Origin of the sequence: uncultured Porphyromonas sp. (genome assembly GCF_938046015.1) — a bacterium.
In the GTDB taxonomy this organism is placed as follows: Bacteria; Bacteroidota; Bacteroidia; order Bacteroidales; family Porphyromonadaceae; genus Porphyromonas.
This window is the reverse complement of the sequence record NZ_CALIXW010000040.1, coordinates 1-13,244: the sequence shown is the minus strand read 5'-3', so window position 1 is coordinate 13,244 and position 13,244 is coordinate 1. Positions and strand designations below refer to the sequence as shown.

Below are 13,244 nucleotides of genomic sequence, written 5' to 3'. Positions count from 1 at the left end.
GGTAGGTCTTGTCGTCCTTGAGGAGGATGTTGTAGCGGGGCTGGTGCTCCTTGATCAGCGAGTTTTCAAGGATGAGGGCCTCGGCCTCGCTACCCACGACGACGTACTCTATGCTGCGTATCTGACGCACCAGGAGGCGTGTCTTGGCACTCTGCACCTCGCGCTGGAAGTAGCTGCTGACGCGTCGGCGTAGGTTCTTCGCCTTGCCCACATAGATGATCTGCCCCTCGCTACCTCTGTACAGATAGCAGCCAGGGGATTCGGGGAGGGTGGGGAGGATCTTACGTAGTTCGTCGAGCGTCATGCGGGTAGCGTCCTAGGGCGTGGAGGTGTGGGGATACTGCTGCAAAGGTACGAATTCTTCCCTCCTGCCTCAGGAGGTGCACGTCAGTAGGGTGGGGGCTGATGGCGTGGATTACTTGACCGCCCGCCTGCCTAGCGCAGGGGTGCGGCGAGGGGTATCAGTCAGCTCCTCGAGAGACGTCAGTCGGGCGGCTGAGGGATATCGGTCAGCGGGGGTGAGGGATATCCCTCAGCGAGGCTAAGGGCTATCCCTCGGGAGCGCCCTCAGGGGAGGGGGAGCGGGGCGGGGAGCCTCGGAGCGGAGGATTTGGGGGGCTGCGGCTTTTTTCGTAATTTAGAGCCTTGGTAGTGTAGAGCTTTAGAGGGCTTTGCACTGATAGCTATTATAATAAGGTATTAAGATTAAGCATGCAGGATCGCGAAGATAGGATCATAGATATCACGATCGAGGACGAGATGAAGTCGGCCTACATAGACTACTCTATGTCGGTCATCGTCTCCCGTGCTCTGCCTGATGTGCGTGACGGCTTCAAGCCCGTACATCGTCGTGTGCTCTATGCAATGAATGAAGACGGGAATACCTACGACAAGCCTACGCGTAAGTGCGCCAGCGCCGTCGGGCAGGTGATGAAGTACTATCACCCCCACGGGGACTCCTCCATCTATGGGACGCTGGTACGCCTGGCTCAGCCGTGGAACCTCCGCTACCCCCTCGTCCAGGGACAGGGTAACTTCGGCTCCATCGACGGGGACTCGCCCGCTGCTATGCGTTACACCGAGTCGCGCCTGAATAAGCTCGCCAGCGAGATGCTGCGCGACATCGAGAAGGATACGGTAGACTTCCAGAATAACTTCGACGACTCCACGACGGAGCCCACGGTACTGCCCGCGCGCTTCCCCAACCTCCTGGTCAATGGCTCGGCAGGGATCGCCGTAGGTATGGCCACCAATATGGCTCCGCACAACCTCGGCGAGTCCATCGACGCCTGCGTCGCCTATATCGACAGCAAGGGCGAGATCGACGTGGCTGGCCTGATGAACTACATCAAGGCCCCCGACTTCCCGACGGGAGGCTTCATCTACGGCTATGCTGGGGTACGTGAGGCCTTCGAGACCGGCCGTGGTCGCATCATCATCCGCAGCCGCTGCGAGATCGAGGTGCACAACAATCACGAGCGCATCATCGTCACCGAGATCCCCTACCAGGTCAATAAGTCCGAGCTCGTCAAGAGCATCGCCGACCTGATCAATGACAAGAAGCTGGACGGCATCTCGGGGATTGCCGACGAGTCGAACCGCAAGGGCATACGCATTGTCATCGACGTCAAGCGCGATGCCAACTCGGGCGTCGTCCTCAACAAGCTCTACAAGATGACGGCGCTGCAGAGCTCCTTCAGCGTCAACAACATCGCGCTGGTCAAGCAGCGCCCCGAGGACCGACAGGGTCGCCCCCAGCTACTGAACCTACGCGACCTGATCCATCACTTCATCGAGCACCGCCACGACGTCGTCTACCGCCGTACGCAGTACGACCTGCGTAAGGCCGAGGAGCGCGTCCACATCCTCGAGGGGCTGATCATCGCCGTAGACAATATCGACGAGGTCATCCGCATCATCCGCGCCGCTAGCGAGCCCCAGGAGGCCATCGAGCAGCTGATGGCGCGCTTCAACCTCTCGCTCCTGCAGGCACGCGCTATCGTAGATATGCGTCTGCGTGCCCTCACCGGCCTCGAGCGTGACAAGCTGCGTGCCGAGTACGAGGCGCTGGTCAAGGAGATCGCGCACCTCAAGGCACTCCTCGCCGACAAGGAGCTGCGTGCCGCCCTCATCCGTGAGGAGCTGCTGGATATCAAGGAGAAGTACGCCGATGAGCGTCGCAGCGAGATCATCTACGCAGCTGAGGAATTCAATCCCGAGGACTTCTACGCCGACGACGAGATGATCATCACCATCTCGCACCACGGCTATATCAAGCGTACGCCGCTGAGCGAATTCCGCTCCCAGGCGCGCGGCGGGGTTGGTGCCAAGGGCAGCGACACGCGCGACGAGGACTTCATCGAGTACATCTACTCGGCCTCGATGCATGCCACGATGCTGCTCTTCACGCAGATGGGCCGCTGCTACTGGCTCAAGGTCTACGAGATCCCCGAGGGGGCGAAGAACGCCAAGGGCCGTGCCCTGCAGAACCTCCTCAACTTCGAGCCTGGGGACCGCGTCAATGCCTTCATCCGCGTCAAGAACCTGACAAAGGATCAGGACTTCGTCAGCTCGCACTACCTGCTCTTCTGCACCAAGCGCGGGGTCATCAAGAAGACCCTGCTGGAGGCTTACTCCCGCCCCCGTGCCAACGGGATCATCGCCATCAACCTCGCCGAGGGCGACCAGCTGGTGGATGTCGCGCTGACCAACGGGCGCAAGGAGGTGCTCATCGCCAATCGCAACGGCCGCGCCGTGCGCTTCGCCGAGGATGCCGTACGTGCCACTGGGCGTAATGCTATGGGCGTGCGTGGTATGACGCTCGACGAGGACGGCCGCGACGAGGTCGTCGGGATGCTCGCCGTCGAGGCCGACACCGAGGAGACCATCCTCGTGGTCAGCGAGCAGGGCTATGGCAAGCGCTCCCTCGTCGAGGACTACCGCAAGACCAACCGCGGCACCAAGGGCGTCAAGACGCTCAACATCACCGACAAGACGGGTGAGCTGGTAGCCTTCAGCGCCATCACCGATGAGCACGACCTGATGATCATCAACCGCAGCGGCATCACCATCCGCGTCCATGCCCGCGACATCAGCGTGCAGGGACGCGCTACCCAGGGGGTACGCATCATCGACCTCAAGAAGCGTGGCGACGAGATCGCCTCTGTCTGCCGCGTGCTGACCGAGGAGGACGAGCCTGAGCTCTCTGAGGAACTAGACCCAACAGCTACGTCCGTAGCCCCCGAGCTCGCTGAGGGCTCAGCCACTCAGGACCAGCTCCCCCAGGAGCTGCTCGACAGAGCTATGGACGAAGACCTCAATAAGTAAACATCACACTATCATTAAAGAGAAACCACAATGAAGAAACTACTGTGCGCTGTAGCTCTCGGTCTGATGAGCGCAGCAGGAGCTTATGCTCAGGTGGCCAATGTCAAGGCAGCGGAGAAGATCGCTGGCGCTGGTGATAAGGCGGACTTCGCCGAAGCACGCCGCCTCATCAAGGAGGCTCTGGCTAACGATGAGACGAAGAACGACCCCTATACCTGGTACGTCGCTGGTCTCATCGAGCGTGAGCACTTCACCGCTGAGCAGAAGAAGACGCTGCTGAACAAGGAGGCCGACCAGGCACCTATGTTCACCGCCCTGGTCGCTGTCGTCCCCGCGTGGATGCAGCTCTACCAGCTCGAGAGCCAGCCCGACGATAAGGGTAAGGTGTCGCTGAAGTACGTCAAGAAGGCTAAGGAAGCCCTCCACACCGACTACCAGCAGCTCATCAACGCTGGCTCCTACTACTTCGAGAAGAAGGACTACGCACACGCTGCGGACGCCTTCGGCAAGTTCCTCGAAGTCAAGCGCTCGCCCCTCTTCGCTGAGGACAAAGATGTAGCAGCTATTGACTCCAACGCGATGAACATCGCCTACTACGCCATCGCCTCGGCCTACACCGCAGGGGAGCATCCCACGACGGTCGAGCTCTACAAGAAGTACGGCGACATCGCGACCAATAAGAAGGAGCTCCTGCAGATGGTAGCTGCCTCCTACCTCAATGCTAAGGACAGCCTCGGCGCTATCCCCGTGCTGATCGAGGGGGACAAGCTCGCACCTGAGATCCCCTTCTTCGTGGCCAACATCGTCACCATCTATCAGAATCAGAACAAGGGCGAGGAGGCTATGAAGTACCTCGAGAGCAAGCTGGCTGCCAATCCCAAGGACGCTATGGCGCTGCTCATGATGGGTAACTACTACGAGCGCACCGACCTGAAGAAGGCCCTCGGCTGGTACTACAAGAGCGCCCTGGCTAACCCCGCTGACGGCAATGCGAACCTCTACCTCGGTCAGGCCCTCTACAACGCTGCGGCTAAGATGTACGAGAACCCCAACATCACCCAGGCTGAGGCTAAGGTAGCCGACGACCTCCTCAAGGCAGCTATCCCTGCTCTGGAGATCGCCTACAAGACGATGCCCGACAATGTCAAGGGGCTTCTCGGTAGCGTCTACTACCAGCAGAAGCAGGAGGACAAGAAGGCTGCGGTCGACAACGGTACGCTCGAGGTAGGTGAGCCCAAGCTGGGTGACCTCACGGCACTCATCGAGTCCATCGACTTCTCCAAGCCTGCCGCTGAGGCTAAGGCAGCTGAAGCTCCAGCACAGCCCGTTAAGAAGGCTGCTCCCGCCAAGAAGGCCGCTAAGCGCAAGTAAACACCTGATCTGAGCGGACTCGACTCGGCGCAGAACAGGGTCGAGCCCTGCCCCTCAGGGCTGGAAGCCACGTCTCTCCCGAGGCGTGGCTTTCTCTTTGTCCCTGCTCCGCGTGAGACTATGGAGGTGCGGGCGAGACTGCCACCTTAGCTCAGGCCTAGATTTGGGCTAGATCTAGGCCGAGCGCTTAGCAGCACTTCGCAAGGTTTGCGATAAGATTAGGGGAAATAGAGGTAGGAGTGAACTAAATGCCCGCCTAGAGCGTTATCTCATACGGACGCCCAGCAAGGCTAAGGCTTGGTCTGGGTCCTGCGAGCGCCCAAAGTAACACAATATCTAACCTCACAAACATCACCTACAGAGATGAAGAAGTATCTATTGGCACTCGCTGCCGTCCTCACCATCAGCCTCGGCGCCTATGCACAAAGCCCTACTAAGGCTGAGCCCACCAAGAAGGAAGCGAGCTGCGACACCAAGAAGGGCAAGGGTTGCGCTTGCCACACCGAGGGCGCTAAGGCTTGTACCTGCGCTAAGGAAGGTAAGACCTGCACTTGCGGCCAGGACGCTGCCAAGGCTCAGAACGCTAGCTGCAAGAAGGGCGGTCAGTGCAGCAAGGATGGCCAGAAGTGCGACAAGCAGAACGGCCAGAAGTGCTGCAAGGAAGGTCAGAAGTGCGACAAGCAGAACGGCCAGCAGTGCAGCAAGGATGCACAGAAGTGCGACAAGCAGAACGGCCAGCAGTGCTGCAAGGAAGGGCAGAAGTGCGACAAGCAGAATGCTCAGCAGTGCAACAAGGCAGGCAAGAAGTGCGATAAGAAGTAAGCACGAGCGCTCCGCGCCTCACCTAGATATAAAGAAGCGAGCCCCGAGGTATCCTAGTGGATGCCTCGGGGCTCGCCCTTTTTATCCTTAGCCCTTACCAAGAGGGCAGGCTTAGCCGCTCAGGAATAAGCCTAGAGCGAGTAGAGGATGCTGATCGACTCGTGGTTGATCACGCGCTTGATGGCCTCAGCGAAGACGCTCGCCGTAGAGACGATGCGGATCTTGTCCGAGTGCTTGCGCAAGGGGATGGAGTCGGTGAAGATGATCTCCTTCAGGGCAGAGGCATTGATACGCTCCGTAGCAGGATCGCTCAGCACGGCATGGCTAGCGATAGCGCGGACGCTGCGGGCTCCGTTCTTGATCATCAGGTCAGCAGCCTTACAGATCGTCCCAGCCGTGTCGACGATGTCGTCTACGAGGATCACATCCTTGCCCTCGACCTCACCGATGATGGTCATCTCGGCGACTTCGTTGGCCTTGGCACGGCTCTTATGACAGATCACCATGGGTACCCCGAGGAACTTCGCGTAGGAGTTAGCACGCTTGGCACCACCGACGTCAGGCGTAGCGATGACCGTATTCTCTAGGTCCGAGCTCTTACGTAGATAGTCGACGAAGACCGTAGAGGCATAGAGGTGGTCGACGGGCACGTTGAAGAAGCCCTGGATCTGATCGGCATGCAGGTCCATCGTGATGAGGCGCGTCACCCCAGCCACGCTGAGCAGGTCAGCGATGAGCTTAGCACCGATCGATACACGAGGCTTGTCCTTACGATCCTGACGGGCCCAGCCAAAGTAGGGGATGACGGCAGCGATGTAGTGTGCCGAGGCGCGCTTAGCAGCGTCGATCATCAGCAGCAGCTCCATCAGGTTGTCGGAGGAGGGGTAGGTCGACTGCACGAGGAAGACATCCTTGCCACGGATGCTGTCCTTGTAGTAGACAGAGAACTCTCCGTCGGCGAAGTGCTCTACCTGCATGTCGCCGAGGTTAATGCCGAGCCCCTCGGCGATCTTAGCCGCGAGGTCAAGCGATGCCGAGCCAGCAAAGATGGCTACGTTCTTAGTATCAATACTCATGATGTGTATAGGGTTATAGCGGTAAGGGATAGGGCGTGCCTATAAGGGTTACTGGCGTCGTAGTACGAGTGCGACACGAGAGGGGAGGTAGAGGGAGAGCTCCTCGAGGCCGCTGGGGAGCTCTGCCTGCTGCTCCTCGGGGAGGGGCTGCGTCAGGTGCTCTAGCTGGTCGTCGACAAGCTCGTAGCCACCGAAGGCCGCAGCATCGCTATCGAGGACAATGTGATAGCTGCCAGCGGGCACAGGGAGGCGGTAGTCGGTGTGCGACTGCGTGGGGTGGAAATTAAAGACAAAGAGGAGGTCACCGCGACCGAAGGCCAGCACCTGATCCTCATCGTGAGACCAGTACTGCGTGAGCTTGAGCTTAGCGAAGTCCTGGTGCGACTTGAGCAGCTCGAGCATCGCGTGGTCGAAGCTCTGCAGGTCGTGGTAGAGTAGGTCCTTGTTCTCCGCTAGGCTCCACTGACGGCGAGCGTAGTGGTAGGACCAGCCATTGCCCTCACGGGGAAAGTCGATCCACTCGGGGTGACCGAACTCGTTGCCCATGAAGTTGAGGTAGCCGCCGTTCATCGTCGAGGCCGTAGCTAGACGGATGAGCTTGTGCAGGGCGACGGCGCGGTCGGTGGTGATGCTGCGCGACAGATGGCTCATGTGCCAGTACATATCGGCATCCGCTAGGCGGAAGATGAGGGTCTTGTCTCCTACCAGGGCCTGGTCATGGCTCTCGGCGTAGCTGATGGTCTGCTCGTCCTCGCGGCGGTTCGTCAGCTCGTGCCAGATGGCTCCAGGCGCCCAGGCTTCGTCGGGGCGCTCCTTGATGAGCTGCGTCCAGAAGTCGGGGATATTCATCGCCAGACGGTAGTCGAAGCCGAAGCCACCATCCTCGATAGGTGCCGCCAGACCTGGCATACCACTGACCTCCTCGGCGATGGTGATGGCCTCGGGGTGGATCTGGTGGATAAGCTTATTGGCTAGCGTCAGGTAGGCCATAGCCTCGGCATCCTGATGCCCGTTGAAGTAGTCAGCGTAGGAGGTGAAGTTCTCCCCGAGCCCATGATTGTAGTAGAGCATAGAGGAGACGCCGTCGAAGCGGAAGCCGTCGAAGTTGAAGACCTCGAGCCAGTACTTGCAGTTGGAGAGGAGGAAGTGTACGACGTTGTTGCGCCCGTAGTCGAAGCAGAGCGAGTCCCAGGCAGGGTGCTCCCCGCGGGGCCCTTCGTGGAAGAAGAGCGTACGCGAGCCGTCGTACTTCGCTAGGCCCTCGACCTCGTTCTTCACCGCATGGCTGTGGACGAGGTCCATGATAACGCGTAGCCCGAGGCGGTGCGCCTCGTCGATGAGTGCCTTCAGTTCGTCCGGCGTGCCGAAGCGGCTGCTGGGGGCAAAGAAGTTCGATACATGGTAGCCGAAGGAGCCGTAGTAGGGGTGCTCCTGCACGGCCATGATCTGAATGGCATTGTAGCCTAGCTCTGCGATGCGAGGCAGCACGTCCGTGCGGAAGGCTTCGTAGCTATTCACCTTACCCTCTTCGGAGGACATCCCGATATGACATTCGTAGATCAGCAGTGGCTCCCCGCTGCGGCTAGGGCGGGCGTGGCTGAAGGTGTAGGCCTCCTTGGGATCCCATACCTGTGCACTAAAGATGCCCGTCTGCTCGTCCTGCACTACGCGGGTAGCCCAGGCGGGGATACGCTCCCCACAGCCATGGCCCCAGTGCACGAAGAGGCGGTAGTGGTCGCCATGCTTGAGGGCCTGCTCGGCTACCTTGATCTCCCAGCTGCCGTAGTCGTCGATGCGCTTGAGCTTCCAGACCGACATGACCTGCCAGTCATTGAAGGAGCCGATGAGGTAGACGCTCTGGGCCGATAACGATCAGGCCGATGAGGTAGACGCTCTGGGCCCCGGGAAGGAACTCGCGTAGGGTCCAGCAGCCTCGTTCGTCACGATGTAGTCCATAGTAGAGGTAGCCATCGGCGAACTGCTCTAGCGATATATCTCCGCCCTGGGTCAACGAGCGCTCACGAGCATGGGTGAACTCCATACGGCGACGGATGCGCTCTTCGTAGGGCTTGAGCCAGGGGTCATTGCTTGCGATCTTTGTCATAGGCTTTCGTGTGTCCCACCTGAGGGACTTCAGTGAGTGAGTATAGTCGTTACTTGATGTTCAGTATGAGTGTCGAGGGGAGACTAGCTAGGAGCGCCTTATTGCGCTCGAAGGTATCCTGCCATAGCTCGCCGCTGATGATCGCCAGCTCGCAGCCCTCGGGGAGGGTCTGCAGCTGCTGGCTGACGATGCGCTCGCCCTCGTGGAGCGTGAGGCCCTCATGCTGCAGCTGCTCGGAGACGACGAGTTGCAGCTGCGTGCCGTTGTTCTGCGCCATGGTGCGGGCATAGGGCAGCATACGCAGATCCTCTTGTCGAGCTAGATAGAGGACGATCTCCCTGGGCGTCTCGAAGCAGCGGCTCACCAGGATCCCTACCGAACAGGGTGCACGATCGATGAAGAACTGCATCTTGTCGCGTAGCATGCCGTGGATGGACAGCAGGGCCTCGGTCGTGTGCACGGAGAAGGCTCCGACGCGTCGGCGCATCTCCTCACGCATTGATACAGCCTCCTGGTCGTCTGCCTCGGAGGAGAAGCGTACGCCTGCCCCGACGATGAGCAGGTTGTAGCGCTCCTGCACGAGCTTCGTGAGGATGGTGCTCTCTACCTTGTCCGAGATCTGATAGGAGGTCTCGATGGGCTGGGCAAGTTGCTCCGCCTCGGCAAGGATGGGGCCGAAGCTATCGGCGAAGTACTTGTCTGCGTCTATAGAGTTGATGTCCTGGTCGGTCGTGATGTGCAGGGCCGTGACGTGAGGATGTACCTCGCCACGGCGTAGTAGCTGGTCCGTCAGGCGTAGCAGCGTGACGCCCGAGCTTGGACGCCCGAAGGAGAGCAGCACCTTGAGCCCCGAGGCCTTATCCAGCTGCTCGATGCGGTCATGGCGACGCTCTAGGATCTTATTGACCCAGTTGATGAAGTGCACCATAGGCATCGTCATCACCGTAGTGATTACGGTCATCAGCACTAGGACGGCATAGATGGCAGGAGGTAGGATCCGCATCTCGTAGCCTATGCCCAGTACGACGAGCTCCATCAGCCCACGAGTATTCATGAAGGCTCCGAGATATATGCTATTCTTCGGTGACTCGCCACAGGCACGTGCTGCGATGTAGGTGCCACCGACCTTCCCCACCACAGCCACCAGCGTGAAGAGTCCAAGGAGAATCCACATCTCGGGGCTGTCGATGAGGCCCAGTTCGGTCTGCAGACCACTGGAGACAAAGAAGAGGGGGAGGAAGAGTAGTAGCGCCACGTCCTCGACCTTGTCCGTGATGATCTTACGGAAGGATAGGTCCTCGGGCATGACGAGCCCGAGCATGAAGGCGCCGAAGAGGGCGTGCATGCTCAGCAGCTCAGTGATGATAGAGGAGAGCAGCAGTAGGATGAAGATCACCCCGACCATACCATGACTAATGACCTCCGTATTGTTGTAGACCTTACCTGCAGCACGGAAGAGCGGGCGGATCAGCCCAAACATCAGCAGTAGATATACGATGAGGAAGAGGAGGTTGTAGCCCGTGGAGAGCAGGCTTCCGCTACCCGATATGGCGATGATCGCCGCTAGCATCAGCCAGGCGGTGATGTCGCCCGCGGCGGCTGTCGAGAGCGAGAGCTTGCCGAGGTGAGTACGTAGTAGATTGTTCTCCTGGATGATGCGTGCCAGCACGGGGAAGGCCGTGATGCTCATGGCGATACCGATGAAGAGCGCGAAGGGGACGAAGCCCGTATAGCTCGCGGCGTACTCGGTATAGATGGTATAGCTAAGGGGGAGGGAGAGGACGAAGGGGAGGAAGATGCCGCTGTGGCTGATGATGAGGCTGCCCTTGAGCTGGCGGCGGATGTCGCTTAGGCGGAGCTCCATGCCGACGACGAACATGAAGAGGATGAGACCGAAGTTGCTCAGCAGCTGTACATTCGGTAGACTCTCCGAGGGGAAGATCGTGGTGAAGGCCTCGGGGGCTAGGCGGCCGAAGAGGGAGGGGCCTAGGAGGATCCCAGCTACGATCTCGCCGATGACGGCGGGCTGGCGTAGCTTGCGGAAGATCCAGCCCATCATGCGCGCAGCCATCAGGATCACCAAGATCTGGATCAGCAGCAGCCCGATGGTAGACTGCAAGTGGTGCTGTACGCTAGCGGTGAAGTCATCGAAGGCCCTCGCTCCGCTCGTTGCTGCCAGCTGCGGGGTGCTGCTCTCGGCAAGACCTCCGCCTAGCCGTAGCGTGCCCCAGAGGGCTGCTACCGATGCTAGCAGTACGATGATGTAGAATACAAAAGGCCAGAGACCTCTTTGCTTGGGCATATATCTCCTTCTTTCTTGTTCCGTCCTAACGCTCAGTCCGTGCTAGGCGTCTCTTACTAACTTCAAAGATACGCATTCTTGGCGTCACGGCGTGAAGAACAAGCAATTTGCCCAGGGTTGACCCATAATAGTGTATGCCCTTACTAGAGCTCGAGGTCGAGGAGTGGTATCGGGTTGAGCCTGGCCAGCAGCATCTGTACGCGCGTGATCGACTTGCCTACGGGTAAGCTGATGGATGCTCTTGATCCCAGTCCAGCCCTTGAAGGCGTAGTAGTCTTCTAGCATCCTTCAATTGTCTATCTTTATGGTTGATAAAAAGGAATAGAGATAAATTATGGGTGTACATAGACAGTCAAAGATGAACCAGCTGCTTTAGCTTGGCCAGAAGGGAGGGCTCTTCTTCTTGAGCAGGCTACATGACCAAGGCTATAGCCCTCAACTCCTGATGCGCTATCGGTAAGCCTGGGGTGGTTATCAGCTCTGTCAAAAGGAGCTTTTTATGAATAGCCAGCAGTACCACCAGTCGGTAACCTTGCTCATACGCGTCATGCCTTCTGTCTATTAGGATTAAAGAATTTGCTGTTCATGGAGAAACGGCGATGAATCTTTTTCATCAAGATAGGTCTCGTTATTCTGTGGATATCGAAGACCTGATTAAGTAGGGGAAATAGAAATTTGCAATTCAAAGAAAACAAAGTGATGGAAATTTCAGTAAACGGAAAGAGTGTCTTAGAGCTAAATCAACCACAACCTTTCCATCGAGAGGATTTTATTTGTATTAGAATTGACGAAACCGTAGAGCATATATACATATACAAAGAGAATAAATCTGAGAAGTTTGTTGCTTTTGGATTGACATATCCTAATATCAAGGGTGTCCCATTAAGAACGATCGAGTCTATTGCGAACAAGCTAGGGCTTCTAAAAAGGACCGTATATGCTAGCACGGGGTATATATCGTATAGAATGGAAATAGCAGATGAAATGATAACGCCTTTTGTTATCATAATGTGTAAGTACGTGTTCTACTTTGGGCTTCTTGCCGGCGATAATTTAAGAGGCCCAGAAACCATGATTGTATTACTAGGAGTGGGAGATTTAGGCCTAATGGTTTCAAGCTAGATTACAAAATCGAAGGATAACCTCATGAGAAAGTAATCATCCCCAACAATTAATATGGCAACAACGGACTTTGATAAGAATTTTACGCATCTCATAGAAGATGCACTACACAATGCATTGGAGTATACGGGATATAGTTCGGACATAGACTGTATCTATATCTACATCTATCTTGAACGACCAGTCCAATACTTGGTGTTTTTCAAGATTAACGAGTGCCTATCGCTTAAGCATAAGCTTAATGAATATGCTACCATAAAACAAATTGATGTCTCTGATGAGAATCAGAGGAGGTTGAATTCAAAAGGTAATGCGATCGCTCAGAAAATACGAGCAAGCTTTCAAGATGATGGACGAGAGCTTCCCTCTAGTCTAAGGATAACCTATGAACCTAAGGCAGGCAAGCTCAACTCTACGATGAGTTATGATAAACTCTTAGATGATGAAGATGCAGATTCACTTACAATGTACTTCCGTTGGTTCGCCGAGGAAGGGGGAGTATTGGAACCTTGGCAAATGATATAGCTAGTTAGCTTCTCAGAGGCGTGCTACTAAAGACATCATACAATTAATAGAACATCGTAATGAAAGAAATAACACTGTTAGATGGTGAAGCATACACTATACCTTTATGTTATCAGTCTATCGAACAGGGTATTTATCGTGATCTAGAGGATGAAGGGGATACATGCTTTAGGATGCCTATAAGGTTCAAACTAGATGAAGGGGAATGTCTGCAGTATCCTCTAGAGGACATTCTTGATGAATACTATCTGCATGTATCCGAATTCATCCTATCCACGGGATCTTATAACGCTGTTGTTTTGGCTGGAGAACTTGAAGATCTCCAACGGGCTAAGTGTATCTTGGGTAGGAAGATATCTTGTCGAGTTGTTACAGAAGCTGATGTCGTCTAGCTCTCGATGCAGATGTCCATGACAATTATCTTCCCTATTCATCCAATCAGACCTTAGTCTATAGCTATACCTGATAGCCTATGCGAACAAGCCTACTGTATGCCAGTGCCCTCCTTGCGCTAGGGCTATCGTGCTCCTCACAGACGGACTCAGGGCAGGAGAGAACTCTTCGCTCCAAGTCCCCCAGCACCTACTCCATCGAC

General features: G+C 56.6%; 9 protein-coding genes and 2 pseudogenes. 7 read left to right on the top strand and 4 right to left on the bottom strand.

The features are described from left to right. A partial coding sequence (locus Q0248_RS05395) for a GIY-YIG nuclease family protein (RefSeq protein WP_299320550.1) occupies positions 1–304 on the bottom strand: 304 nt, incomplete at its 3' end. A 407-nt stretch (positions 305–711) separates the two neighbouring features. Between Q0248_RS05395 and gyrA the strand changes: the two genes are divergently transcribed. The 3 genes from gyrA to Q0248_RS05380 all read left to right on the top strand — a co-directional run bounded on the left by gyrA (position 712) and on the right by Q0248_RS05380 (position 5,520). After that, positions 712–3,327, top strand: a complete 2,616-nt coding sequence (gene gyrA, locus Q0248_RS05390) for a DNA gyrase subunit A (RefSeq protein ID WP_299320549.1) — start codon at positions 712–714, stop codon at positions 3,325–3,327. 30 nt (positions 3,328–3,357) lie between these two features. Continuing rightward, a complete protein-coding gene (locus tag Q0248_RS05385) occupies positions 3,358–4,698 on the top strand; it encodes a hypothetical protein (protein ID WP_299320547.1) in 1,341 nt (446 codons plus the stop codon). 363 nt (positions 4,699–5,061) lie between these two features. Then, positions 5,062–5,520 (top strand): hypothetical protein, encoded by a 459-nt coding sequence (locus Q0248_RS05380; protein ID WP_299320546.1) that lies wholly within the window; start codon positions 5,062–5,064, stop codon positions 5,518–5,520. A 131-nt stretch (positions 5,521–5,651) separates the two neighbouring features. On the opposite strand, the gene Q0248_RS05375 is transcribed toward Q0248_RS05380, so the two are convergent. The 3 genes and pseudogenes from Q0248_RS05375 to Q0248_RS05365 form a co-directional block, all read right to left on the bottom strand. After that, complete coding sequence (locus tag Q0248_RS05375) at positions 5,652–6,596, bottom strand: ribose-phosphate pyrophosphokinase (protein ID WP_299320545.1); 945 nt, start codon at positions 6,594–6,596, stop codon at positions 5,652–5,654. A gap of 48 nt (positions 6,597–6,644) precedes the next feature. Continuing rightward, positions 6,645–8,700: pseudogene (locus Q0248_RS05370) on the bottom strand (alpha amylase C-terminal domain-containing protein). A gap of 49 nt (positions 8,701–8,749) precedes the next feature. Further along, positions 8,750–11,002, bottom strand: coding sequence for a cation:proton antiporter (locus tag Q0248_RS05365; RefSeq protein WP_299320544.1), 2,253 nt, complete (start codon positions 11,000–11,002; stop codon positions 8,750–8,752). 499 nt (positions 11,003–11,501) lie between these two features. Between Q0248_RS05365 and Q0248_RS05360 the strand changes: the two are divergent. The 4 genes and pseudogenes from Q0248_RS05360 to Q0248_RS05345 form a co-directional block, all read left to right on the top strand. Beyond that, a pseudogene (locus Q0248_RS05360) lies at positions 11,502–11,646 on the top strand (nucleotidyl transferase AbiEii/AbiGii toxin family protein); the annotation flags it as partial. Between the two features lie 31 nt (positions 11,647–11,677). Continuing rightward, positions 11,678–12,124 (top strand): hypothetical protein, encoded by a 447-nt coding sequence (locus tag Q0248_RS05355; protein WP_299320543.1) that lies wholly within the window; start codon positions 11,678–11,680, stop codon positions 12,122–12,124. A gap of 54 nt (positions 12,125–12,178) precedes the next feature. Further along, positions 12,179–12,649, top strand: coding sequence for a hypothetical protein (locus Q0248_RS05350; protein ID WP_299320542.1), 471 nt, complete (start codon positions 12,179–12,181; stop codon positions 12,647–12,649). A 59-nt stretch (positions 12,650–12,708) separates the two neighbouring features. Continuing rightward, positions 12,709–13,041, top strand: coding sequence for a hypothetical protein (locus Q0248_RS05345; protein WP_299320541.1), 333 nt, complete (start codon positions 12,709–12,711; stop codon positions 13,039–13,041). The last annotated feature ends 203 nt before the right edge of the window (positions 13,042–13,244 follow it).

Excerpts from the sequence above, each read along its gene's own strand:
- Q0248_RS05365 (WP_299320544.1), bottom strand. The coding sequence starts at position 11,002 with ATGCCCAAGCAAAGAGGTCTCTGGCCTTTTGTATTCTACATCATCGTA.
- Q0248_RS05385 (WP_299320547.1), top strand. The coding sequence starts at position 3,358 with ATGAAGAAACTACTGTGCGCTGTAGCTCTCGGTCTGATGAGCGCAGCA.
- gyrA (WP_299320549.1), top strand. The coding sequence starts at position 712 with ATGCAGGATCGCGAAGATAGGATCATAGATATCACGATCGAGGACGAG.
- Q0248_RS05345 (WP_299320541.1), top strand. The coding sequence starts at position 12,709 with ATGAAAGAAATAACACTGTTAGATGGTGAAGCATACACTATACCTTTA.
- Q0248_RS05375 (WP_299320545.1), bottom strand. The coding sequence starts at position 6,596 with ATGAGTATTGATACTAAGAACGTAGCCATCTTTGCTGGCTCGGCATCG.
- Q0248_RS05350 (WP_299320542.1), top strand. The coding sequence starts at position 12,179 with ATGGCAACAACGGACTTTGATAAGAATTTTACGCATCTCATAGAAGAT.
- Q0248_RS05380 (WP_299320546.1), top strand. The coding sequence starts at position 5,062 with ATGAAGAAGTATCTATTGGCACTCGCTGCCGTCCTCACCATCAGCCTC.